Origin of the sequence: Cylindrospermopsis raciborskii Cr2010 (assembly GCF_003367075.2) — a bacterium.
Lineage (GTDB): Bacteria > Cyanobacteriota > Cyanobacteriia > Cyanobacteriales > Nostocaceae > Raphidiopsis > Raphidiopsis raciborskii.
In genome coordinates this window covers 84,744-107,559 of record NZ_CP065936.1, presented here as the reverse complement: position 1 = coordinate 107,559, position 22,816 = coordinate 84,744, and the positions used below count along the sequence as shown (strand labels likewise).

Below are 22,816 nucleotides of genomic sequence, written 5' to 3'. Positions count from 1 at the left end.
TAGGCCTCTTTTATGAGTAAACTCATCCCCGCCCTCAGCATCAAAAATTTTAACTTTTATTACAACAGTCGAAAAATCCTTGAGGGTGTATCAATGAATATATGTCAAAACAAAATCACAGCCATGATTGGGCCTAGCGGTTGTGGAAAATCGACTTTTCTAAAATCTCTTAACCGTATGAGTGAACTAGAAGGAGAAGTGAAATTAGAAGGAACAGTAGAATTTTTTGGACAAAATATCCATGGTAAACGGGTAAATTTAAATCGTCTTCGCCGTCAGATTAGTATAATCTATGCCATACCAAATCTTTTTCCCATGAGCATCTATGACAATGTGGTCTACGGGGTGAAATTAATTGGCTGGCGTCCCAAAGCAGAATTAGATGAAATAGTAGAGATGGCACTCAAGAGGGCAAATATTTGGGATGAGTTGAAAAATAAACTGCACAAATCGGCCATAGAATTGTCTATGGGACAACAACAAAGACTTTGTATTGCCCGATCCCTAGCGGTAAAACCACAGGTACTATTAATAGATGAATTTTGTCTAGGACTAGACCCCATTGCCATTAAAAAGATGGAAGAACTCATAGAGTGTTTGCGATCGGAGTTAACAATTGTCTTTGTTTCTCACAATATCCAACAGGTTTTAAGACTATCAGATTTTACTGCCATATTTCAATACAATCAAAATCATGTTGGGAAGCTGGCGGATTTTGGTCCTAGCAAAAGAATCATAGCCAATAGTTTTCACTATCGGACTCGGGATTCTATAGGTAGCTATTGGCGATAGGTAAGTTTTAAGGTTTTAGCATCAAAAACGAACGAGCTAAGAAAAAGCTAGTAACGGTTTTAGCGTCTACAGGCTCTCCTCTATCAATAGCGGCTTCTAATTCTGCAGGGGCTAAAAACACAGTTTCAATATCTTCATCTTCATCTTGCTGGGGGGGTGTTTCCAGTTTTTCTAAATCCCGAGCTAAAAAAGCATAGATAATTTCATCGGAATAACCAGGGGCTAGGAAAAATTCTCCTAACTTGTCCCACTGATGAGCTTTGTAACCAATTTCTTCTTGAATTTCTCTTTGTACTGTTGTCAAGGGCTTTTCATTGGGTTCCACAGTACCAGCAGGAAATTCTAGCAACCTTCCCTGAACTGCAAAACGATATTGGCGCACCAGAATTAATTTGCCATCATCAGTAACTGGGATGGCTAAAGCACCACCAGGATGACGAATACATTCCCATTCTCCTTCCGACTTGTTAGGTAACCGTAAACGACTCACTTCAAAGTCGAATTTGCGACCCTTATGGAATAAACGTTGCTTAAGCAACTGTGGCAATTCTCTACCTAATGGCATAATAAAGTTCTAATTTTGGCAACTACTAGGAATACATACGGGGAGTAAGTGGTACAATCAGGGCCTTTGAATAATAATTTTCACAGCTGGACCACTAACCCAGTGTACATCAGAATGGTCTACATTTCTCAATAGATTCCTAATTGTCATTCCAGATATGGGATCTTGCCAATCTCCAGCAATTTCTTCTAAGGGAACTAGTACAAAACCTCGTTCATACATTCGCGGATGGGGGATTTCCAGGTCAGACTGATTTAAAATCAGATTATCATACATTAACAAGTCCAAGTCTAAGGTTCTTGCTCCCCAACGTTCTAGGCGCACGCGACCGAACTTTTGTTCTACTGCCAATAATATAGCTAATAGATTCTGAGGTGACATTGTTACCTCAAGTATAGCACAAGCATTTAAATAATCTGGTTGAGATGGACCCACAGCTTTAGTTTTATAAAAACTAGATATAGCTTTTATAATTAAGCCTGGGGTTTGAGATAATGTGTCTAAACATGCTAATAAGATATTGGCTGAATCGCCCAGGTTACTGCCTAGGGCAATTGCAGTTTTATGAGTACCCCCCATGGTTTTGAGCAGTTTTGATTATTCCTTATCAATCTTGGGAAGAAAATCAGGACGATCCTTACTTTCCCAACCTGGGGGGCGTTTGGAATTATACCAGGCGATCGAACCAATAGTAACTGCAGCAACAAAGCCAACCACATAGACTAAGGTGAAGGCCAATGGAAACTGATTTCCAGTGGACACAGGCGCTGCTTCTAGTAATATTAAACTCATGAGTGTTTTATCCCACTGCTTATAATATATGACTTTACTATAATCTCACATATTATAGGCATAGTTCAGTAAATATTAAGAATCAGGTTTGAGTCGTTCTCGCCAAGATGGTTGTCTAGCTGGGGAATTGGGAGAATTATTGACGGAATTTCTGTTTTCCCCGGTTGAGGATGGCACGGTCTGCACGTCATTGCGACGACGCCGTCTTCTTCTAGTAGAAGTGGTATTCTCCTCAGTGGAAGGTAGGACAGTCTGCACGTCATTGCGACGACGCCGTCTTCTTCTAGTAGAAGTGGTGTTCTCCTCAGTGGAAGGTAGGACAGTCTGCACGTCATTGCGACGACGCCGTCTTCTTCTAGTAGAAGTGGTATTCTCCTCAGTGGAAGGTAGGACAGTCTGCACATCGTAGCGACGACGCCGTCTTCTTCTAGTAGAGGTATCCTGATTTTGGTCTAATTGCTCATAATTGCGCTCTCTTCTACGACTTTGCCTGGTAGATAAAGTACTGTCTTGAGAGTCTGAGTTATCATCACGGTTAGAAATTTTAAAGCCAGCATTTTTTTTAGAAATTGGTTGGGCCTTGATTGTGGGTTTGCGCTTTGCCACTCGGGAAGGTCGTGGAAAGTTTTCCACTTTCAGGTCTTTTACTGCTCCCCCCATGAATTTAGACCAGGTGTAAGCAGCTGTGGAACTGGAACCATGAGTGGGGTGATTGTTATCATTGCCTAGCCAAATTCCCGTTACCATTTGGGGTATGTAGCCAATAAACCATAAATCTCTTGATTCATCAGATGTACCGGTTTTCCCTGCTACTGGCCTGCCTGGTAATTGGGCGGCCCGTCCAGTACCGTTGGTAACCACATTGGTTAACATCTTGGTCACAATACGACTGCTATCCGTATCTAAGGCTCTTTTGGGTTGGAAATTCGCACTCCAAATTACATTACCCTGACGATTAAGAATACGACGAATAGCGTGTGCTTCCGTATGTAACCCTTGAGTAGCAAAGGAACCATAGGCACTGGTTAATTCTAAAAGGTTAACTTCATTAGAACCAAGAGCTAAGGAGTAGTTATGTTCTAAAGGTGATTTAATCCCCATGTCTTGGGCAATTTTAATAGTTGGCTCATAGCCAACATCTATTAGCACCTGAAGCGAAATTGTATTGATGGATAGAGCTAATGCGTCTTGCATCGTCATTAAACCACGGAATTTCTCGCTATAATTCTTGGGTTCATAACCTCTAAATGAAATTTGCCTATCCATATATGTGTCGTTTGGACTCTTCCCTGAGGCTATGGCAGCTGCATATACAAACGTTTTAAATGTTGAACCTGGCTGTCTTTGAGCTTGGGTTACTCGGTTGAACTGAGTTTTCGCAAAATCTTTCCCCCCGACCATGACCTGAATTTCCCCATTACGAGGATTAATGGATAATAAGGCACCCTCTCGAAACCTCCCCCAGGTTCCTTCGTTTTTCAGTGTTCTTACCAGTACCTTCTCTGCCAGTTTTTGCCAATTTGGATTTAAGCTAGTTTCTACAGTCAATCCACCCGCAGCTAAAACATCAGGTTTTAGGTACTTGGGTAGCTGCTGTTGCACGTAGGCGCAAAAATAGGGTGCGGTAACTTGAAACCGTCTGGGTAAATTAGTCTTTACTGTCAATGTTTGTTGGAGTGCAGACTGTTTTTCTTGGGGTGTAATTACTCCATCTTCCTCCATTCTTTGTAAAACCGTATTTCTTCTGGCTATAGCTCCGGGGAGATTCTTGTCAGGAGCGTAAATATTGGGTGCAGGAGCAAGACCTGCGATCGTGGCCATTTCTGAAAGGTTTAGCTGATCCACTGTTTTGCCAAAATATACCCAGCTTGCATCTGCTACTCCATAAGCACCTGAACCTAAATAAACTAAGTTGAGGTAACGTTCTAAAATCTCTTGTTTGCTCAGTTCCTCTTCTATTTTCTGGGCTAAACGCACTTCCTTGAGTTTGCGCCACAGAGTCCGCTCTTGACTGAGAAAGAGAATTCTAGCCAGTTGTTGAGTAATGGTACTACCACCTTGCACAACATTTTGTGACTGGAAGTTACTAATAACAGCCCTAACAATTCCCTGAAAGTCTACTCCATCATGTCGTCTAAATCTTCTATCTTCTGATGCAATAAAGGCTAACTGCAATTTGTCTGGAATCTGTTGTATCTTTAACTGATCTCTTGTCGCTTCTCCTTGCTGCATTAAAACAGTGTTGTCTCCAGCTTTAATGGTGAGGGTTTGTTGCCTTATCATCGCATTAAGTTCTGATTTGTCTGGTAAGGAACTGTCTACTTTCCGAATACCATAATTGAAACCAATGATGGTAGTACCTAAACCTAACCCCGCCCAGAACCAAACACGCCGATAAAATGGCTTCTCACTTCTCCCAATTTTCTCTCTCACCACCAATGATAGTTGCTGAATATGCCCAACTAACAACCTCAATTTTGGTGGCATGGTCAGGGGCGGTTTTTCATCTGTGGGATTCTCGTTTTTCTGATTATTACCAACTGGCAAGAGTAATTTCTCCTTATCAGACATAGTTTAAGTGAACTCCTGAGTCGAGTCAACCACAATAATATTAATGTAAAACTGACAAATCTCTCTCTTTTGGGAGAGAGTTTGGGCGAATTTGCCTTAATTTTGTACATCCACCCAGCGACGGTAAAGTTTTTGAATTTTCCTGAGTAAGGAGGTATAAATTGTTTGATTATGATCCGAGTTTTTAGCTAAATCCTGTATTCTTGTTAATAATTTAGCCTCTTCCGTGGCAACCTCACCATCACTGTAGATTAGCCCACTGATGGATTCAATTAAGTCTTGACACTGTTCCAAACTAGGGCGATCGCCTAAATACTCCCTTACCCATTGATAGCACTGATCTGGTTTAACTTGAACTAACTCGTAGAGCCAAGGTTTGATTTCTGGATCAGTAGAAAGACCCTTAGAATGGGCTATCTCTCTGAGATATTGTCTTTCCTCTGGCTGAATTCTACCATCAATCCAAGCTGCACCAATGAGAATTTTAACTAGATTTTTTACGTCGGGATGATTAACCATTTTGCCTCCTCCAGTAGATTCGGACTCTGGTTAAATGGTACAATGGTTGGACATATTTTAACTCTAATCCTTGTTTTTTCTTAAACGCACTAAGAAGAAACCGTCCATATTCTGTTGGTGTGGCCACAGCTTTAACCATCCAGGGGAGGAAACATCCAGAAAATCAAAGTTCGGCTTTTCCACCTCCCACTGGGGATTAACATGCAAAAATTCTCTAACTAGGTCCTCGTTCTCCTGGGGATGCAAGGTGCAAGTAGCATACACCAAAACTCCTCCCGGCTTGACAAAGTTGGCAGTATAGGATATGAGTTCTTTTTGTATGTGGGCAAGATCTCCTACAGAGCTAGGGTTTTGTCGCCATCGTGCATCAGCGTGACGATGCATGGTCCCTAAACCAGAACAGGGAGCATCTAACAGTACCCGGTCAGCCACATGGTGAAATTTGGTCAAATTACGACTGTCTCCAGGAAAAATTTCAATAGATTGCAAACGGAGACGTTGGGCATTTTCAGTGAGTTTACGTAAGCGAGAAGGAGTGCGATCGCAGGCATATATTTTACCGTTATCGCCCATTAATTCGGCAATGTGGGTAGTTTTTCCACCGGGGGCGGCACAAACATCAATGATCACCTCACCAGGTCTAGGATCCAGCAAATGACCAACTAACTGGGCCGCTGCATCTTGTATGCACCACCATCCTTCAGTGAAACCTGGTAAATTTTGAATTGGTCCAGCAGGCCCAACTAACCTTAACCCTTGGGGTAAGTGGGGTATCCTATGGAGCAAAATACCAGACTTTTTAAAAACTGATTCCACCATTTCCACGGAAGCTCGCAGAATATTTACCCGTAAATCAATCGTGGGAGTTTGATTCATCCACTGACAGAGTTTTTCCGTTTCTTCCTGGCCCAACTGTGATAACCAAACCTCAATTACCCAATTAGGAAAGCTGTATAAAATACCTAGTCTTTCTACTAAATTTTCCGGGAGGATCAGGGGATCAGAGGTCTTTTCTAAAAGACGTATATATTGGCGTAAAAAACCATTCACAAAACCAGTTAACCCAGGGAAGCCATTTTCTTTTGCCAGTTGTACAGTAGTATTGACAGCAGCGGAAACGGGGATTTTTTGTTGGTAACGCAGTTGATACAAACCCAGATGCAAAATACATCGCAGATCCCTTGGCTGTTGTGGTGATTTTTTATCAGCAATTTGGTCAATTATTGCATCTAGGCTGCGTTGTCTCCTTACACTACCGTAGACCAATTCTGTCATTAATCGTCGGTCATGATCAGATAACTTAAACTTGTGTAAAGTGCGATCGATAGCAGTATCAGCATAGGCTCCCCGGTGTACTTCTCTGAGAGCAGTAAATGCTATTTGTCGAGTAGATAGGGTGTTCATAAAAGGGAGATTAGGCCATATACCGAATAAAGGGAATTGCCCTAGACAATTCCCTTCTTGTACGGTTGTCAAAGGAGCTGTGGTCTTAATTTATCTTCTTCTGCTACCAAAACCGCCCGAGCGCCGAATGCCAGAAGAACGAGATCCACTGCCAAAACTACTACCAGAATTACGTCGCAGAGAGCTAGACCCCCCCGATGAGCGGAGATTACTACCCCCAAAGCCAGATCCAGTAGCTCTACCACCAGTATTAGTCCGATTTGTCAATCCACTATTTGATCTAAGAGATCCCGTAGTCCGGAAAACTGCACGATTTCTCACAGCTGCAGGTGGTTGATTATAGCGACTTTGATAACTCGAAACTGCTGCATTATAGCTAGAACCATATCCACCATGACCATAAATACCACCGGGTTGATAAACGGGGGGTACGTAGTACTGAGGTCTGAATAACATATTACCAATGGCCTGACCTGCTATATTACCAGCTACAGCAGCTGCGAAAGGAGTCCAGAAACTAGACTCTTGACGGACAAAAACCGTTTCCTGCTGTCCGGTTTGAGGATTACTTCTGGTTTCAGTAACATTATGGACATACTCAATTTTAAAGTCTTCGGTTATATATAAGGCTGGTTGTCCATTTTCCACCTTTAAATAACTTTTTTTGCCCTCTTTGACTTCCTCGTCAGTTAAACGAGCCATTTGCAACTTCTCCGTAGCAAAAGTTGGTGGTTGATTGCCTAGTAAAAATAGGGTATACTCACCATTGGCATCGTTATAAGTAACCTGTTGTACTTGATACTGTCCATCATTGAGTTTAGTGGGGGTTGCACTTTGACTACCATTGGAATAGGTGGTATTTTGGGAAGCTCCCCCACAAGCAATGGTTGTTAAGCACAAGGTTAGGGCTAAACAAACAATTGTCAGTCTACGCATTATAGTCTTGACCATTTGAATAATTTGATTTTTCCAGGGTGTTATTTTTGATTGCCAATAACTCAAGGTTAACAAGAAACTTAGAGAGGAATCAACTCTGGATAATATTCTAACAAATGATCATCTGTTAGTTCATCGCCTAAACGTGCAGGGGAGAAATGAACCTGAATGGCTCTAAGTTTATTTTGGTAATGTAAGTTAACTAGCGATTTTAATCCAGCTTTAAGGGAAGAAATCTGGGCCAGATTTGTTTCTATTTCTGGCACTTCACCTTCAAAAGCAACTGTAAGCATTACCAGCACATTCCGGGTAACGGGAATAGATAGGGCCCGACCTGGACTGGAACCAGTATCAAGGTCAGCTCCATATCTCTGTGCGGAATCAGTAAATAATTCATTTACATAGTCACCCGCTTCTCCCTCATTCCAGAATACATCTCCCTCATTACCAGCAGCAACCCAGCACTGGTCATATCTCAAAAGGGTTTCACATACTGTGACTAGTTGCTCTCCTAGTGATTTTAAATCACCTTCAGCATCTATTGCTTCTCTAGCAGCCCCATTTAAGACTCCTAAAATTGGTGCCACTTCCTGTCCATGCAGGTGCAAAAATATACGGGAAACTACGTAACGTGTTCTACCGATAAATTTATTAAATAAATTAGTCATTTTTTTCAAAGTTTACAATCCCTACCCCCATTATAGGGCCATACGCTGAAAAACGCTAGATCTTAGGCATCCGTTTAAATAGTTCTATTAAAGGAGATAGTTTCAGCAGTATAAGGTAAAAGTAAAAAATATATATATTTATGATGATTTATCATATTACCTAGCTATTCTGTATTGATATTCTGCTTCGCTAATGAGGTCTTGGGGAGATTCCACACGCTCTAAAAATACTAAACCTTCTAAATGATCATACTCATGTTGAAAAATTCTTGCCACGAAGTTGACTAACTCCTGTTTTTGAAAATTACCATTTCTATCAGTATATTCTACTTGAATTCTTTCATACCTGGGGACTAAACCTCTGATTCCTGGAACACTTAAACAACCTTCCCATCCTTTGGTAATTTCCGTCCCATAACTAACTATTTTAGGATTAATCATTGCCGTTGGCTCCATTTCTGGTGCATGGGGATATCTAGGATTGGGACGGGAAGCTACAATAAATAGGCGCAATGACTGGGCTACTTGGGGTGCAGCAATGCCCACACCATTGGCCTGGGCAACTGTGGTTATTAAATGATCAATTAGTTGTTGTATTTCCCGATCATTAATCCCTTCAATTTCTGCAGCTTTTTGCCGCAATAGGGGATTGCCCAATTGAATAATTGATGATTTATCAGTCATATTTTAACTTCCTATTTCCTACTATTAATTACTCTACTCAGTAGTATAGCATGTTATTTAAGCCCATGCTGGAAAACTATCTTCGGGATCTTATCGGTAAAGATCCTGGCTCAACAGCTAAATTTACAGTTGTACCATTACGCTCCACTTCTATTGTCAGAGGAGTTCCAATTTGACTATTTTCTACTATTTTTTGCACTTCTTCAACTTTAGTAATTAATTGTTTGTTAATACTCTTAATTATATCCCCTGCTCTCAATCCTCCCCGCGCTGCTGGTGATTGAGGAACAATTCTAACTAAGAATACTCCTTTATCAGTAATAATATTGACTCTATCACCAAATCTACTAACTATTCTATCTTTAATCTCAGGAGTGAGGGTGATCATTTCTACTCCCAAATAAGGATGATCAACGCGACCATTGGCAATTAATTCTTGGGCAATTTTTTTGACCGTGTTAATGGGAATAGCAAAACCTAAACCTTGAGCACCTTGAATAATCGCAGTGTTCATGCCTATAGCTTCTCCGCGAGCATTTAAAAGCGGACCACCGGAATTACCTGGATTAATCGCTGCATCAGTTTGTAAGTAATCTACCCGTTTATCGCTAGCACCAATGTCAGTACTAGACCGATCTGTGGCGCTGATGATGCCCGAAGTTACGGTATTATTTAAACCCAGGGGATTACCAATAGCAATTACTGCTTCTCCAGGTTGTAAGTCACTGGAATTACCTAAAGTTAAAGTGGGTAGATTTTGAGCATTAATTTGTATAACTGCCACGTCCGTAACTGCATCTTCCCCCAACACCTTACCATCAAAACTACGCCCATCTTTCAGGGTTACTGTTACCTGATCCGCACCGTCTACCACGTGGGAATTAGTTAAAATTTGACCGGAGGCATTAATGATAAATCCTGAACCACTACCTCTTTCTACCCTCTGTTCTGGTCGGGGAAGAGCATCACCAAAAAATCTACGTAAGAATGGGTCGGAAAACTCTCCTGGTACTTGGGAGGTAACAGTTCTGGCAGAGTCAATACGGACAACCGCACTACCCACTTTTTGCACTACTTGAACAATAAAATTAGGATCACCACCAGCTACTACCACAGTGTTGGACTTGGTGGTTGATTCAACTTGAGGGTTGATTTTTTGTGGTGTGAGATTTCTGCTGTTTAAATTGGAGCAGCCTGTCACAAGTACGATTAGTCCAGTCATCAATATTGAGCGTTTCAATAAATGCCCAAATTCCTCCATACTTACATCTGCAGATTCTGTCCTTTGTCTGTCATTTACCATAAGAGTAGAATCCTTTTTTGTTTAAATCATTGGTGTTGGGTTTCCTGTCGTCCACCCAACCTACGAACTACAATAAAAATCTCACTAAAACGTATAAAGCAGCAGTAATAAGTTGTAATATAGTGATGGGAATTCCATAGTGCAAAAAGGTCTTGAAAGAGATTCTTTTGCCATGCTGTTCTGCAATACCAGCAGCAACAATATTAGATGATGCTCCCACTAAAGTGCCATTACCACCTAAAGTTGCACCAAACATCATAGCATAAAATAAAGGTAAGACCTCTGGGGGAAATTTTCCTTGAAAGTCGGTAGCTAAAACAGCTGCTGGTGCTAACCCTACATTGACAATATATTGTTTTATCATGGGGACCATTGCTACCACTAGAGGAATATTGGGAATAACGCTTGACAATGCACCAACAACGAATAATACAAGTAGGGAAGCAAATAAAATATTTTTGCCTAGAATAATACTTAAAATCCCTGATAAGCTGTTAATTACACCGGTTTTATCTAGTCCCCCAATCAAAACGAAAATGCTCATGAAAAAGATTAAAGTACCCCAGTCTACATCTCGCAGGATGTTATGAACCGAGTCAATGCGAGTTTTATGGGCCAGTAGCAAAGCTAGGGTGGCTCCTAATAAAGCTACTGCAGCAGGGGAAATAGGTATTGGTAAATAGTCGCCAATGATAAAGAATATCAATACAAAAGCGACAATAACAGCACCTAACATTAGAACCCGTGGGTGATTGATCTGAGGATGGGGTAATTCAGCTAGATTCTCTAGATTGGTTCGCCAAATTTTTCTAAATAGAATAGGTAAAGTTACTACTACAGTAATCACCGCAATGGCCCCACCTAAACTTAACTGGGTCAAATAATCTATAAAGCTGATATTGACAGCATCACCAACAATAAAGGTGGCTGGATCTCCCACTAAAGTTAACAATCCAGAACTATTAGCCACAAAAACCATTAAAATTAACAGAGGTACGAAATTTACACCTATTTCCTCCGCCATGGGTGGGATTAATGGAGCTAATAACATTACCGTTGTAGCGTTAGGCAAAAACGCACAGATAGGTGTAACTAGTAATACTATACCTAATAATAATTTTCTACCACTACCTTGAGCAAGAATGACAATTTGTGTAGCTATATAGCTGAAGATATTAGTCGGTTCAAAGGATCGGACTAACACCATTACACCAAAGAATAACCCCAATGTGCTATGGCTTTTGCCAATATAACCAACTGCTTCCCCCAAGCTCATGATGTTGGTAAATACTAGAACCAATGCCCCTAATAGAGCTGCTACGGTTAGATCGAGCAATTCAACCGTGATGGCCAAAATGACCGCAACAAAAGTGATAACACTTACAACAGCTTGCCAATTTTCCATGGTAATTCCCCTTATATTTAATTCCACCCGACCACTTCCTAATCAAGACATTTGGGAATGCCCAATACAGGACAAGGAAAATTATTGTCTAATCTCTCAATTAAGGGATGATTAATGGATTGACAACCTAAAAATAGGGCATCAGCACTTTCTAATTCTACAACTTTTCGCAGTTCTGTACACAGATTGCCAAATCGTAAATGGGATTTGAAATAACTTTGCCATTCCCGAGCTAAATTTCTGGCTTGCCACAAAATTTTATCTGCTTCTTCTGTCTTTGATTGTGTCAATACTATGGTTTTTAACATGGTTTCCAATACGGACAATTTTGAGCCCGTACTCTCTACTTCCACCGACTTTTTGGGTGATTCTAATCGATGATGAAAATAAATATCATCGGGATTATTACCCAAGTTATTAATTATCTGCTCCTCTGATACGTAAACAGCTTCAACTTTAACTTCTATTTTTGATGCTAGATGAGTTTGATGGGCTATGCAAAAGGCTATATCTAATGCTGTATGACTATTAGGAGATCCATCATAACCTACCATTAACCTGATGGGCCTAATGGCTGAATACTTATCATTATCGCACTCCTTGCCACTTGGTATCAGTAACATCTGGTCAATTAGGTCAGGTCGACCAATAGCACTCTCTAGTCGTGCTAATAACGGCTTAATTTTCACAGTTCTAATTACTCCCGCTGGAAACTAAATAGGAATGATAAGCAGGGATAACAATTTGAAATATTATTAGCTCCTATATGCTGGAAATCTACATGCCCCCACCACATACTGGATTCATACTAATCCCACTCCGGATGATTAACAAACTTGTTCCATCACAAAGCGTCTAATAAATTACAAACTGACTAAAGAAACCTCAATAATAACTGGTATAACAGCTTACATTTTGGAGGTTCCTTCCATTGCCGACGGAGTTAGCTGACGGGCTAAGACTGGAAGGTGTCTCTCAATTACGATTTGCCCCAAATACATGGTTCCTCCGCTTCAAACCCACCTTTTATGGATCCGAATTAGGCTACCCAATCACAACTTGTAACACTATTACATCAAGTATGAGGAAAGTCAAGAGGGAAAATATTGATATAAGTTATGTATAGATTATTTCTCTATGAAAATAAACCCTCTCTTTGTAAACGAGCGATCGCATCTTCTGCTGCAGCTTTTTCTGCGTCTTTTTTATTTTTACCCTTACCTTGACCAAACTCTTTACCATCTACTAAAACTCTAGAAGCAAATTCTGGTAGATGGGGGGATCCGCCTATTTGTTGAGTTTTATATTTAGGTGGATTTGCACATAATTTTTTTTGTACCCATTCTTGAAAGCGATTTTTAGAATCTACATTATAACGGGATTCAATAGTATGTTGTGACACAAAATCAAACAGAGGTTCAACTGCAACTTTAACTGCTTCTATATTACAGTTATTGTCTAAATAGTAAGCTCCAATGACAGCTTCAAATGTACTACTAAGAAGATTAGGATTTTGGTAACCGCCATCTTGAATAGTACCTTTGCCCAGGCGCATTTTCAGATTTAAACCAACTTCCAGGGCAAACTTAGCCAGCTGTTTTTCTTCCACCAATGCAGAGCGTCGACGAGTCAGTTCATCTTCACCTTTTTGTGGATAACGAGAATAGAGATACTCTCCACTAATAAAATTAAGAATGGCATCCCCCAAGAATTCCAATCTCTCGTTATGGTCTCCCTCAGTTGGATTTTCGTTAGCATAGGAACGATGAGTTAATGCTTGACGGACTAGCTTCTCATTTTTAAATATCAGAAGTTTATGCATTTTTTCTACAATTAAAAAATTATATAAAAAATTATAAATATAATCTACCTTGGGTTGAGAAAACCCAATACTAATGATTTAAACAGTCAACCGCGCTTACATCCCCACCTACAAGGGGATGGGGTTTTACGCTCGATCAATAAAGAGCTATCTGAGCATATCTATATACCCACGCGCCGATTTTTTTTCTCAATGCTGGGGGTTGACTATTGAACCTTGAACATGATACCCTCATAATGGGAACCTATTCACTTTTTTTACAGATGCTTACACTCGATTATACTTAACCCTCATAGTACCACATTTTTATCGCTTCGACCACAAAAAAACTTATCTCATCCCCTCATAAATATAATTTTTTCTTATCACTGGAGTTTAGACTAAAAATAAAAGCGATCGCATCTCTTATAATCCTAATAGTCAAAACGGGATAAAGTTATGCAAATACTACCAGGACCGAAAACATTATCTACTATTCAAGTCCTAAACTGGATATTCAGGCCTATGCCTTATATGGTAGAGTGTGCTAAAAAATACGGAGATTTGTTTGCTCTAAAACTACAAAGTGATTTACCACCACTGATATTTGTTCATTCTCCGGAAGCCATACAGCAGATGTTAAGTAATGATCAAAAAGAATTGGAAGCACCGGGGGAGTTAAATAGCATTTTTGAATATTTATTGGGCAAAAATTCTGTTATTACTCTTAGTGGTAAGGCACATCAACGTGAGCGTCAATTAATTATGCCTCCTTTTCATGGAGAAAGAATGAGAACTTATTCAAAATTAATTGAAAATATTACCACAAAGGTTTTTGCTCAACAAGAAAAAAATCAATTTTTCAATGTTAGGAATATTACCCAAGATATCACTCTTCAAGTAATGATAGAAGCTGTTTTTGGCATTTATGAAGGAGAACGAGCATTAAAACTTAAATATTTACTGTGTGAACTTTTAGAACAGGCTAGCAGTCCTTTGCGGGTGAGTTTTCTCTATCTTCCTAAATTGAAAGAGATCTTTGGGGTATCGGAAATTTGGAAACGACACATTCAGAAAAAAGAACAAGCTGATCAACTAATTTATCAGGAAATTAAAGAAAGAAGAGAAAATTTTGATCCTCAGCGGACAGATATTCTTAATTTACTTATGTCTGCTAGAGATGAAAATAATCAACCCATGACTGATGTAGAATTAAAAGATGAATTAATGACGTTATTAGTCGCGGGTCACGAAACTACCGCTACAGCTATTTCTTGGGCTTTTTACTGGATTCACAAACTCCCGGAAGTTAGAGAAAAGTTATTGGCAGAATTGGATTCTTTAGAAGAAAATTATGATTCCAGTGCTGTTTTTAAATTGCCATATTTAACTGCGGTTTGTAATGAAACATTAAGGATTCATCCCGTGGGAATGTTAACTTTTCCCAGAATGGTTAAAGAACCTATTTCTTTGGGTGGTTATCAACTTGAACCTGGAACAATTCTTCTAGGTTCAATTTACTTAGTTCATCATCGGGAAGATATTTATCCCGAGCCAGAAAAATTCAAACCAGAACGCTTTTTAGAAAAACAATTTTCACCTTATCAATTTCTACCTTTTGGTGGCGGTTCTAGGCGTTGTGTGGGTTTAGCTTTTGCCCAAATGGAAATGAAATTGATATTGGCAAAAGTTTTAAAAACATGGTCAATGAAATTAGTTAATACCCAGGAAGTTAAACCAAAAAGACGGGGGCTAGTTACCGGACCAAATGCTCCTATAAATTTGACCATTGAACAATATTCTTACCCCTAATCACATTTGCACTCCTGCTTGGTATTTTAAAACGTAGGTTGGGTTGAAGTATGAAACCCAACGCCCGCATGGGTCTCGTTCCTCGACCCATCCTACAAATAATTGTGCCTCCCTACTTATCATTTTTGCCAATAACTTATATTATATACTATATACATTAAGCGATCGCTTGCAGTCCAAATTGTGGTTTGTTGGGATCCTCAGAAGTTGCTTATTCTTAAACATTATTAAACAAAATTAATTAGATTGAACACATACCAGAAAACACTTCTACACAAGTCCCTTGGAAGTTCAAGATTATTCTCTAAACGAGTTAAATATCTATCTTGAGATAGATGTAACGGGATGATGTAACTTGCTATGGTCATTTTGAAACTTAGGTGAAAGTCTAGTATAATTTTTGCGCTAGATGTAAAAGCCGTTTTTGTTCTAAATTTAACACGTCTTGTAGGAGGCACTTATGGCTTTGTTTGGAAATCGTTTTTCACAGTTGCGTAATGAAAATCAGACCGTTATGAGTCCTGCAGAGGCTTTAGCTGGTATTGCCCTTATTTCAATTACTGCAGATGGATACTGTTCAGATGAAGAGGTATTAGGTTTAATGGCTTCGCTAAATAGGATGAAGTTATTTCGTAGTTATTCTACTGATGTGATACGAAAGTTGTTTGATAGATTGTTGTTTTTGATAAAAAGAGACGGATTTAGTAATCTTCTTCAATCTGCTGTTTCTTCCCTACCTCGTGATTTGCATGAAACTGCTTTTGCTGTGGTTTCGGATCTTATTTTAGCAGATGGGGAAGTTACTCAGGAGGAAGAAGATCTTTTGGGTGATTTATATAAAGCTTTAGACTTATCGGAGGAAGTAGCTTCAAAAATTGTTGATGTTATGTTGATTAAAAACAAGGGGTAGTTGCGTCTAAGTAAAAGTTAGGAAGTCTCAGATAGGTAGTTATTCACCCGTGAATTTTGGTAATAAAAAGAGTACCATTAAGTGTTAAGATTGTTAGAGTTGTTTAGGAACTAAGAAGTATGGCTTCAAAAAAACAAGGATTACAAGGAAACTATGCTCAGACCAGACTGCTACTGGCATTATGGGATTTAGGAGCAGGGGAGCAGAAGGTAACCAAAGGTCAGTTAGGCAAGCGCATAGTCTCTAAAGGTCAAAGAATGATTGACTATCAGCAAATAATAGAACATTTAGAAGCAGATGGTGCTATTACCATCACAAAGAAAGGTGCGACGGTTAGTTATACAATCACCATACCTGTGGGTATTAATACTTTACACAATGGACTCTCTAATAAGGAATTTAAATTTGATAAGAACGTTGGTGCTTGGGTTGCTAATGCTTTATTGCTTTTACTACGTCAATCCCACTCAACACCATCAACACCGGAAATAAAAGCTAGTGAATCTACTAATAGTAAGGTTATTGCTTCCTATGAGGAATTTAAATCCGTATTATTAGAAGTTTATAGTCTTTTGGATAATCAATACAATTTTGACAACTTAGTTCCAATTTATAGACTGAGAAGAGAAATAGGAGAAAGAGTGGAGAGGGGAAAGTTCAATCAGTGGTTAGTAGAAATGCAAGCTGATGATATTTTACAGCTCATTTCCGGGGAAATACCAGATTTCACCGCTGATAAACAGGAAGACAGTATTCTTATTCCCGGAACTCAACTGCGGTCTTACGCTAAACGGTTAGTTTAAAATGCTTCCAACTCAATTTAACTCAATACAAGAACTTCATTTTTCTTTTTGAAGTTTCCTATTCCTTAAACATAACAACAACAATGACAAACACACCGAGTTCGCCCATAGAATCCGTCAATGCTGCTATTAATAGTCACAATCCTTTTATCAATGCGGGCATTGTTAAAGAACAGAATATTTGGGGTAAAGGATTTCCTGATGTGACAACATTAAACCAGCATGCTTCTAAAAAGATATTTGAAGCCATTGAGTTTGTTCGTCAGACAAAACATAGTCAAGATAAAATAACTTCTATTGCCATTACCGCACAGCAAGGAGTTGGTAAAACTCATCTTTTGAGTCGAATTCGTCATCAATTAGAAAAAGAGGGAGGTGCTTTGTTTATTTATGCAAGTGCTAATAATTATACTGATTTAAATTTAGTAAAGTATCAATTTCAACAAACCCTAGCAGATAGTTTGAGCAAAACTGGTAGTCAAGGAGTAATGCAATGGCAAGAAGTTGCTACAGCTATGGCTAGTGAAAATAGAGAGAATACTAAACCTGCTGCAGAATTAATAAAAAACTTTGATAAAACCTATAAGAAGAAGCAAGGAACTAATCAAGACTTGATGAATGTTCTCCAAAGAATGGTAATGAAAAATAGACCCGATGCAGATCCCTATATTATTCGTGCCATCCTGTGGACACTGTCAGAAACTCAAGCTCCCTTTGCTATTAGATGGCTATCTGGTGAAGAGTTATCTGAAGCAAATGCTCATGAGTTGGGACTACCTAATCCTAGTAGAACTAATCAGGAGAGAGAAGCAGAAGCTCTGAAAAATATCCAACAAGTTCTCAATTTGGTTAGTTATTATAACTCAGTTGTCATTTGTTTTGATGAAATGGATGTCAAAAATAACTCAACAGAAGATGGGTATCCTACAGGAACCGTGATCGCCACTTTTGTAAAAATTCTTCATGACACCCTAGAAAACTCAGACTTGGGCAAAGGAGTAGTTATTATTACGGTAATGTTACCAGCAGTATGGAAAGAGCAGGTCAATTCTCTCCTCGATGGTACACCTCACCGAATTTCTAAGTTTACCCAACGAAAACCCATAGATTTAGAACCTCTCAACACAAACTCCATATTAGATATAGTCGCTATATGGCTCAATGAATATTATACTTCAAAAAATTTAATTCCTCCCCATATACTTTATCCATTTTCAGAAAGCCAACTTAAAGAATATGGTAAAAATAAACCAACTGTTAGAGAGGCCTTACAATGGTGCGCCAACAATTTTCGTGTACAAGAAGAACAGCTTCCTCAAGATCCTGCTTCCAGATTTGAACTGGGATTTACTAGGGAAATGGCTACTGATATTAAAGATTATTCAGAGGATAGCGACCTGATTGCAGAAGCTCTGTATTTTGGATTTACCACTTTAAAAGGACAGGTGCTAGAACAAGTAATGATAGAAGAAATTATTGATGATGTGCAACCAAAGAGTAAAAATAAGAATTTTATCAGGTTCAAAATTGTTGGACATGAGAATGGAAGACTGGTAAAAATTGGTTTAGCAGTTGTTCAGGATACTCTTTTCACATTAAATGCTTGCTTGAAGCGCTTAAATGATTATGAAACATTTGATTTGACTCGTGGCTGTTTGGTTCGTTCTTATGCTAAGATAGAACAAATGAAGAAAAAATCAGAGAGCTATAAGTTACTCAATGAATTGATATCAGAAAAAGGAGGAGAAAATGTAGATCTAATCGACAATCAAATTCGACCACTCATAGCAATATTGCATATTTATCAAAAGCGAGAAAATTACCAACTAACTGAACAGGAGATTTTTGATATTATTCGCCAAAACAAAATTACCTTTGATAATCTCTTATTGAGAGAAATTCTCAGTGATCCATCTGGAACCATGATTCAGGTCAGTGATGAAGACATTATAGAGGAATTGTTCTCTAATTCTGATATAAATGAAGCAGAAAAAGAAGATGACTTAGCTGATCTTTTCGGTTAAAATTGCCTAGTATTAATGAATTATGAGTAAATCTGTCTTAATTTATAATGCCCTCTGCTTACCAGATATTGATATTGAACACCTAATACAAGGACGAATTATTAGTGTTATACCACAGAAGTTACTAATGGGTAGTGGACAGGCTTTTGCCTTGTTTCCAGCTGATCTGAATTCTCAAGAAGTTTTAATAAAATGTTGGGCTAGATGTCAAGGTTGTCAAATTATTGATAAAACCGGTCCTTTAGACATTCTAGCTCAGTTAACCATGCGGGAACCAGATTTTTTTCGGCAAATACTAGAAAAACGTCCGCATTTTTTTCTAGCTCATTTACGGGTTTACTATTTAGATACATTTGTCAAAGTTAAAACATTCCCCAACATTGAGCAAAAGCTGGGAAAATTCATACCTTTAGATGATATATATACGTCAGAAAATCAACCTGTATTAGATGATTATGTGTTTCTTCAACGTCAGAAAAGACTAGAAAATCGCCAACCTCCTTTACACCCTCAAATAGAAAAACTAGATAGTCTGTTATCATCCCTGATGAAAAGTAGCCCAGAATTTCCTGTTTACCAGCAATTACAACAGGAAATTAGAGAATTTCTAGGATGGAGTAATGTTAAACAGAAAGGGACTGTAAATTCTGATTTAGATTGGATAAAAACCATTTCCTTTTTAGGGGATAGAAGTATAGAACTAGAAGAGAGGAAAAGTAACTATCAAGCAGGTACAGACTTTGAGAATATTTGTCGACGAGGTTTAGAATTTTTGGGATTTAGAGTAGAAAATAGCTATAAAGGGGGTGTAGGAGGGTTAGATTTATATTGTTCTGACCCGTTTCCTCTAGTTTGTGAATGTAAATCTGGTAAAAGTATTCCAGACCGTGCAGTAGAAGAATTAGATAGAATTGCTAAAAGACACTTGCAAGAAAATTATTTGCAAGCAGTGCGTTTAATTATTGGACCGGGTGGTCCTACCAAACAGCTGCAACAATCGTTGATCAGATCTGCCAAAATTTCCAAAACTAGTATTATCAAAGCCATGACATTACAAAAATTAGTGCAACTAAAAGCCACATATCCAGGAGCAGTAAATCTTCTAGAATTAAAGGAATATTTAGAACCTGGTCAAATAGATGATGGGATTGACGAATATATAGAAAAAGTAGAGAAGCAAATCAAGATACGATCCCATCTGGTGAGATTAGTCAAGGAATATTTGCGCAATTCAGGACTAGAATTTGCAATGGTAGGTAATTTACATGGCGTTTATTTTGGCACACCCTCATCAGTCCCATTAAAACTTGAAGAGATGCACGAAATATTGATAGAACTATCATCACCTCTGACAGGATATTTGGGTAAAAAAAGAGGTACGGATTGGAGGACTGATCAGTTTTATTATCTACGTGATCTGATTGTACTAGGTGATAATTAAGCAGGAGGTAATTTTATGATAATGGAGGTCCCCGATTTGAGGGTGCATTCTTGCAACACTTTTGGTAAGATATAGTTAGTATTTTAGCGAACTTGGGAAAATATGAAAGTTTCATTCGAAAAAACCTATCCGAATATTGCTCGATGGGTTGATGAACATGAAGGTTTGATTGAAATTGGCTACGATGACAATGGTCCCTTAAATTCTTTTATCCGTGCACTAGATTGTGGTGGAACACTTTGGGAAGGAAAAGAAACTTATGAAAGTATCGATGCAGCACTGCAAGATTTAAATGCGGGGCTAACATCTGTATTCGAAGAGATTTATGGAGAATAGGTGGTACTAAAGTAATTCCCACTCAACCCAGGAAAAGCGATCGGCTTATTGGCGTTCAATTAAAATCGGTGATTTTGAAGCCTACCGCTCTCGAATACTCAACGTATCACATAATTAATAATTATCGCACACGTAGTGTTACCGTTTCAAAGGTTTTGCCACCGGTAAAACGAACCCAAGGACGGCCAGAGAGGTTAGCAAGTGATACGCTAGAGCAAACTTCAGGTGTGGTCACATTCAAACTATCCACATTCCAATTATCATAGCCATCGAAGGGACGACGCGGCGCACCATCATGGGACAAGGTGAAGGTTGCAAGATCGCCCAGTCGTGTACCTGCAGGTAGAGATACAGAAAAATTGCGAACTGAGTTACCCGTCAGTCCCCTACCACCAGTCAAGTTCACCCTAGGTAATGTTCTACCGTCTCGAAGACGAATTTCAGCATAGGCCACACTACCCTCTCGTAGGTCATCACCACCTGTTACTATCTTTAATCCTAGAGATGAAGGACTGGCTTCACGGGATGTATCTGGGGCACGAAAGGGTACGGCTTCAAAGGTTTTGCCGCCGGTAAAACGAACCCAAGGACTACCCGTAGCGCTAGATACAGACAACCCACCGGAGCAAACTCGTGCAGTTGTTACACTCATAGCATCCACATTCCAGTTGTCATATCCATCAGGAAAGCGGCGGGGTGCGCCGTCGTGACTAATAGTAAGAAGGGATCCATCTAGATCGCCCAGTTGTATCCCAGTGGGTAAAGATACGGAAAAGGAGTTTCTGGAGTTACCACCCAAACCTCTACCACCATTTAAATTGGTTTTTGGTAAGGTTCTACCGTCTCGAAGACGAATTTCAGCATAGGCCACGCTACCTTCCCGCAAGTCATCACCACCTGTTGTGATATTTAGTTGTAGAGTGGGAACTGGGGCTGAGCGATCAGCTGTTTGGGCGCTTGCAATCATTGGCAATGATCCGAGGAGAGCTAATAGAGTTATGCCAGATAGTGTGGGAAATAAGTTCTTTTTCATTTTTTTTTCCGCGAATTATAGGTGGTCTTTGTTGATACTAATCAAGGAATCAAGACGAAGAGACACGGAAAAAATGTTCCAAGTTTTTGGCAAAACTTTATTGATTGCTCTGAACTTTAACCACCAAAAAACCATACTGTACCTGTGTACAAATAATAAATGCCTGTAAGCATTAAAGCTACACTGCCTAGTTGAATAATAGTTTCTGAGTGTTGTAACAAGTTCCTACTTTGTTTAACTAACCCTGTAAATAGACTGGCTAGAAAAATCAAAATTGTATATCCTAAAGCATAGCTGACCATGGTAAGTGTACCTAAAACTTGAGAACCAGTAGCAGCAGCTGCTGCTAACACTGCAAATAACACCGGACTAGCACAGGGAGAACTAACCAGAGCAAAGGTTAGACCTACACTGTATGGACCTGTATTAGGAAGTTTTAAGTCTATCTGGGGGAGGTAAATTTTAATTACTCCTATTAACCATAGTCCCATCACTGCCATAATTAAGCCAACTACTATGTTGATATAACCTCGGTATTCTATGATTACCATTCCAGCAAAGGATGAAACCAAACCAAATAGACTTAAAATGGTAACACTACCTAGCACAAATAAACCGGCCTGACTAAAAGCATCCCAACGGGATTTTATTTTTAGGGTACCAATATAACTTAGATTAACCGGAAGTAGGGCAAGAATACAGGGAGAAATGCTGGCTAATAATCCACCAATAAATGCCAGAGGTAGTAAAACAAAGGGGTTGGCTGTGTTCTGTTTTTCAAACCACTTTTGATAAAGGTTCTCTGCAACGGAAATTATTCTTTCTAAGGGTTCACTAATGACTGAACCTAGGGTAATAACAAGAATTAAAGCTACTAGTCCTAATGCTATATATAACAGCATCTTCCGGGATTTTTTAAGGATATATATAGGCTTTTTCCCCCTTGGTACTTTTTCTATTTCGCTCATAATAATGTCCTCAAATTGTTTAGTTGCTTTATCCGTCAAATCCCTAATC

At 39.1% G+C, this 22,816-nt stretch carries 22 protein-coding genes and 1 riboswitch; of the genes, 7 read left to right on the top strand and 15 right to left on the bottom strand.

Annotation, left to right across the window (positions count from 1 at the left end; translation table 11 throughout):
* Nucleotides 1-12: 12 nt before the first annotated feature.
* Nucleotides 13-792: an ATP-binding cassette domain-containing protein gene (locus C6N34_RS00510; protein WP_115538970.1), complete on the top strand. Its 780-nt coding sequence runs from the start codon at nucleotides 13-15 to the stop codon at nucleotides 790-792.
* 7 nt (nucleotides 793-799) lie between these two features.
* Here C6N34_RS00510 and C6N34_RS00505 read toward each other — a convergent pair whose 3' ends face one another.
* The 13 genes from C6N34_RS00505 to rnc form a co-directional block, all read right to left on the bottom strand.
* Nucleotides 800-1,357, bottom strand: a complete 558-nt coding sequence (locus C6N34_RS00505; protein WP_006278462.1) for an NUDIX hydrolase — start codon at nucleotides 1,355-1,357, stop codon at nucleotides 800-802.
* A gap of 57 nt (nucleotides 1,358-1,414) precedes the next feature.
* Complete coding sequence (gene folK, locus C6N34_RS00500) at nucleotides 1,415-1,936, bottom strand: 2-amino-4-hydroxy-6-hydroxymethyldihydropteridine diphosphokinase (protein WP_057177425.1); 522 nt, start codon at nucleotides 1,934-1,936, stop codon at nucleotides 1,415-1,417.
* An 18-nt stretch (nucleotides 1,937-1,954) separates the two neighbouring features.
* A complete protein-coding gene (psb35, locus tag C6N34_RS00495; protein ID WP_006278460.1) occupies nucleotides 1,955-2,149 on the bottom strand; it encodes a photosystem II assembly protein Psb35 in 195 nt (64 codons plus the stop codon).
* Nucleotides 2,150-2,224: 75 nt separating this feature from the next.
* Nucleotides 2,225-4,720 carry a transglycosylase domain-containing protein gene (locus C6N34_RS00490; RefSeq protein ID WP_236107270.1) on the bottom strand — a complete coding sequence of 832 codons (2,496 nt, stop codon included), beginning with the start codon at nucleotides 4,718-4,720 and terminating at the stop codon, nucleotides 2,225-2,227.
* 96 nt (nucleotides 4,721-4,816) lie between these two features.
* Nucleotides 4,817-5,239 carry a tellurite resistance TerB family protein gene (locus tag C6N34_RS00485; protein WP_115538968.1) on the bottom strand — a complete coding sequence of 141 codons (423 nt, stop codon included), beginning with the start codon at nucleotides 5,237-5,239 and terminating at the stop codon, nucleotides 4,817-4,819.
* A gap of 63 nt (nucleotides 5,240-5,302) precedes the next feature.
* The gene (locus tag C6N34_RS00480; RefSeq protein ID WP_115538967.1) at nucleotides 5,303-6,643 is read right to left on the bottom strand and encodes a 16S rRNA (cytosine(967)-C(5))-methyltransferase; all 1,341 of its coding nucleotides are present in this window, start codon (nucleotides 6,641-6,643) and stop codon (nucleotides 5,303-5,305) included.
* A gap of 90 nt (nucleotides 6,644-6,733) precedes the next feature.
* The gene (locus C6N34_RS00475) at nucleotides 6,734-7,594 is read right to left on the bottom strand and encodes a hypothetical protein (RefSeq protein WP_050784645.1); all 861 of its coding nucleotides are present in this window, start codon (nucleotides 7,592-7,594) and stop codon (nucleotides 6,734-6,736) included.
* 65 nt (nucleotides 7,595-7,659) lie between these two features.
* Nucleotides 7,660-8,247 carry a DUF1517 domain-containing protein gene (locus C6N34_RS00470; RefSeq protein WP_006278455.1) on the bottom strand — a complete coding sequence of 196 codons (588 nt, stop codon included), beginning with the start codon at nucleotides 8,245-8,247 and terminating at the stop codon, nucleotides 7,660-7,662.
* 156 nt (nucleotides 8,248-8,403) lie between these two features.
* Nucleotides 8,404-8,931 (bottom strand): peptide deformylase, encoded by a 528-nt coding sequence (gene def / locus C6N34_RS00465; RefSeq protein WP_057177428.1) that lies wholly within the window; start codon nucleotides 8,929-8,931, stop codon nucleotides 8,404-8,406.
* Nucleotides 8,932-9,007: 76 nt separating this feature from the next.
* Nucleotides 9,008-10,234, bottom strand: a complete 1,227-nt coding sequence (locus tag C6N34_RS00460; RefSeq protein ID WP_115538966.1) for an HhoA/HhoB/HtrA family serine endopeptidase — start codon at nucleotides 10,232-10,234, stop codon at nucleotides 9,008-9,010.
* 67 nt (nucleotides 10,235-10,301) lie between these two features.
* Complete coding sequence (locus C6N34_RS00455; protein WP_040009907.1) at nucleotides 10,302-11,639, bottom strand: SLC13 family permease; 1,338 nt, start codon at nucleotides 11,637-11,639, stop codon at nucleotides 10,302-10,304.
* A gap of 38 nt (nucleotides 11,640-11,677) precedes the next feature.
* The gene (locus tag C6N34_RS00450; RefSeq protein WP_006278452.1) at nucleotides 11,678-12,328 is read right to left on the bottom strand and encodes a universal stress protein; all 651 of its coding nucleotides are present in this window, start codon (nucleotides 12,326-12,328) and stop codon (nucleotides 11,678-11,680) included.
* 228 nt (nucleotides 12,329-12,556) lie between these two features.
* A riboswitch (cyclic di-AMP (ydaO/yuaA leader) is annotated at nucleotides 12,557-12,695 on the bottom strand.
* Nucleotides 12,696-12,774: 79 nt separating this feature from the next.
* Nucleotides 12,775-13,461 carry a ribonuclease III gene (gene rnc / locus C6N34_RS00445; protein WP_006278451.1) on the bottom strand — a complete coding sequence of 229 codons (687 nt, stop codon included), beginning with the start codon at nucleotides 13,459-13,461 and terminating at the stop codon, nucleotides 12,775-12,777.
* Nucleotides 13,462-13,899: 438 nt separating this feature from the next.
* On the opposite strand from rnc, the gene C6N34_RS00440 reads away from it, so the two are divergent.
* The 6 genes from C6N34_RS00440 (at nucleotide 13,900) to C6N34_RS00415 (ending at nucleotide 20,766) form a co-directional block, all read left to right on the top strand.
* The gene (locus tag C6N34_RS00440; RefSeq protein ID WP_057177429.1) at nucleotides 13,900-15,252 is read left to right on the top strand and encodes a cytochrome P450; all 1,353 of its coding nucleotides are present in this window, start codon (nucleotides 13,900-13,902) and stop codon (nucleotides 15,250-15,252) included.
* A 460-nt stretch (nucleotides 15,253-15,712) separates the two neighbouring features.
* On the top strand, nucleotides 15,713-16,162 hold the full coding sequence (locus C6N34_RS00435) for a tellurite resistance TerB family protein (protein WP_057177430.1): 450 nt from the start codon (nucleotides 15,713-15,715) through the stop codon (nucleotides 16,160-16,162).
* 119 nt (nucleotides 16,163-16,281) lie between these two features.
* Entirely contained in the window at nucleotides 16,282-16,965 is a 684-nt protein-coding gene (locus C6N34_RS00430; protein WP_057177431.1) for a hypothetical protein, read from the top strand.
* Between the two features lie 83 nt (nucleotides 16,966-17,048).
* Nucleotides 17,049-18,989, top strand: a complete 1,941-nt coding sequence (locus tag C6N34_RS00425; protein ID WP_115538965.1) for a P-loop NTPase fold protein — start codon at nucleotides 17,049-17,051, stop codon at nucleotides 18,987-18,989.
* Between the two features lie 22 nt (nucleotides 18,990-19,011).
* Nucleotides 19,012-20,430 carry a DUF1802 family protein gene (locus C6N34_RS00420; RefSeq protein ID WP_115538964.1) on the top strand — a complete coding sequence of 473 codons (1,419 nt, stop codon included), beginning with the start codon at nucleotides 19,012-19,014 and terminating at the stop codon, nucleotides 20,428-20,430.
* Nucleotides 20,431-20,532: 102 nt separating this feature from the next.
* Nucleotides 20,533-20,766: a hypothetical protein gene (locus C6N34_RS00415; RefSeq protein WP_115538963.1), complete on the top strand. Its 234-nt coding sequence runs from the start codon at nucleotides 20,533-20,535 to the stop codon at nucleotides 20,764-20,766.
* A gap of 121 nt (nucleotides 20,767-20,887) precedes the next feature.
* On the opposite strand, the gene C6N34_RS00410 is transcribed toward C6N34_RS00415, so the two are convergent.
* Nucleotides 20,888-21,799, bottom strand: a complete 912-nt coding sequence (locus C6N34_RS00410; RefSeq protein ID WP_115538962.1) for a hypothetical protein — start codon at nucleotides 21,797-21,799, stop codon at nucleotides 20,888-20,890.
* A 116-nt stretch (nucleotides 21,800-21,915) separates the two neighbouring features.
* Nucleotides 21,916-22,767 carry a cytochrome c biogenesis CcdA family protein gene (locus tag C6N34_RS00405; RefSeq protein WP_115538961.1) on the bottom strand — a complete coding sequence of 284 codons (852 nt, stop codon included), beginning with the start codon at nucleotides 22,765-22,767 and terminating at the stop codon, nucleotides 21,916-21,918.
* Nucleotides 22,768-22,816 lie beyond the last annotated feature (49 nt).

Coding starts and splice junctions, on each gene's coding strand:
- def (WP_057177428.1), bottom strand. CDS start 8,931: ATGACTGATAAATCATCAATTATTCAATTGGGCAATCCCCTATTGCGG.
- C6N34_RS00475 (WP_050784645.1), bottom strand. CDS start 7,594: ATGGTCAAGACTATAATGCGTAGACTGACAATTGTTTGTTTAGCCCTA.
- C6N34_RS00425 (WP_115538965.1), top strand. CDS start 17,049: ATGACAAACACACCGAGTTCGCCCATAGAATCCGTCAATGCTGCTATT.
- C6N34_RS00455 (WP_040009907.1), bottom strand. CDS start 11,639: ATGGAAAATTGGCAAGCTGTTGTAAGTGTTATCACTTTTGTTGCGGTC.
- C6N34_RS00420 (WP_115538964.1), top strand. CDS start 19,012: ATGAGTAAATCTGTCTTAATTTATAATGCCCTCTGCTTACCAGATATT.
- C6N34_RS00490 (WP_236107270.1), bottom strand. CDS start 4,720: ATGTCTGATAAGGAGAAATTACTCTTGCCAGTTGGTAATAATCAGAAA.
- C6N34_RS00430 (WP_057177431.1), top strand. CDS start 16,282: ATGGCTTCAAAAAAACAAGGATTACAAGGAAACTATGCTCAGACCAGA.
- folK (WP_057177425.1), bottom strand. CDS start 1,936: ATGGGGGGTACTCATAAAACTGCAATTGCCCTAGGCAGTAACCTGGGC.
- C6N34_RS00485 (WP_115538968.1), bottom strand. CDS start 5,239: ATGGTTAATCATCCCGACGTAAAAAATCTAGTTAAAATTCTCATTGGT.
- C6N34_RS00440 (WP_057177429.1), top strand. CDS start 13,900: ATGCAAATACTACCAGGACCGAAAACATTATCTACTATTCAAGTCCTA.
- C6N34_RS00460 (WP_115538966.1), bottom strand. CDS start 10,234: ATGGTAAATGACAGACAAAGGACAGAATCTGCAGATGTAAGTATGGAG.
- rnc (WP_006278451.1), bottom strand. CDS start 13,461: ATGCATAAACTTCTGATATTTAAAAATGAGAAGCTAGTCCGTCAAGCA.
- C6N34_RS00510 (WP_115538970.1), top strand. CDS start 13: ATGAGTAAACTCATCCCCGCCCTCAGCATCAAAAATTTTAACTTTTAT.
- C6N34_RS00480 (WP_115538967.1), bottom strand. CDS start 6,643: ATGAACACCCTATCTACTCGACAAATAGCATTTACTGCTCTCAGAGAA.
- psb35 (WP_006278460.1), bottom strand. CDS start 2,149: ATGAGTTTAATATTACTAGAAGCAGCGCCTGTGTCCACTGGAAATCAG.
- C6N34_RS00470 (WP_006278455.1), bottom strand. CDS start 8,247: ATGACTAATTTATTTAATAAATTTATCGGTAGAACACGTTACGTAGTT.
- C6N34_RS00505 (WP_006278462.1), bottom strand. CDS start 1,357: ATGCCATTAGGTAGAGAATTGCCACAGTTGCTTAAGCAACGTTTATTC.
- C6N34_RS00405 (WP_115538961.1), bottom strand. CDS start 22,767: ATGAGCGAAATAGAAAAAGTACCAAGGGGGAAAAAGCCTATATATATC.
- C6N34_RS00435 (WP_057177430.1), top strand. CDS start 15,713: ATGGCTTTGTTTGGAAATCGTTTTTCACAGTTGCGTAATGAAAATCAG.
- C6N34_RS00410 (WP_115538962.1), bottom strand. CDS start 21,799: ATGAAAAAGAACTTATTTCCCACACTATCTGGCATAACTCTATTAGCT.
- C6N34_RS00415 (WP_115538963.1), top strand. CDS start 20,533: ATGAAAGTTTCATTCGAAAAAACCTATCCGAATATTGCTCGATGGGTT.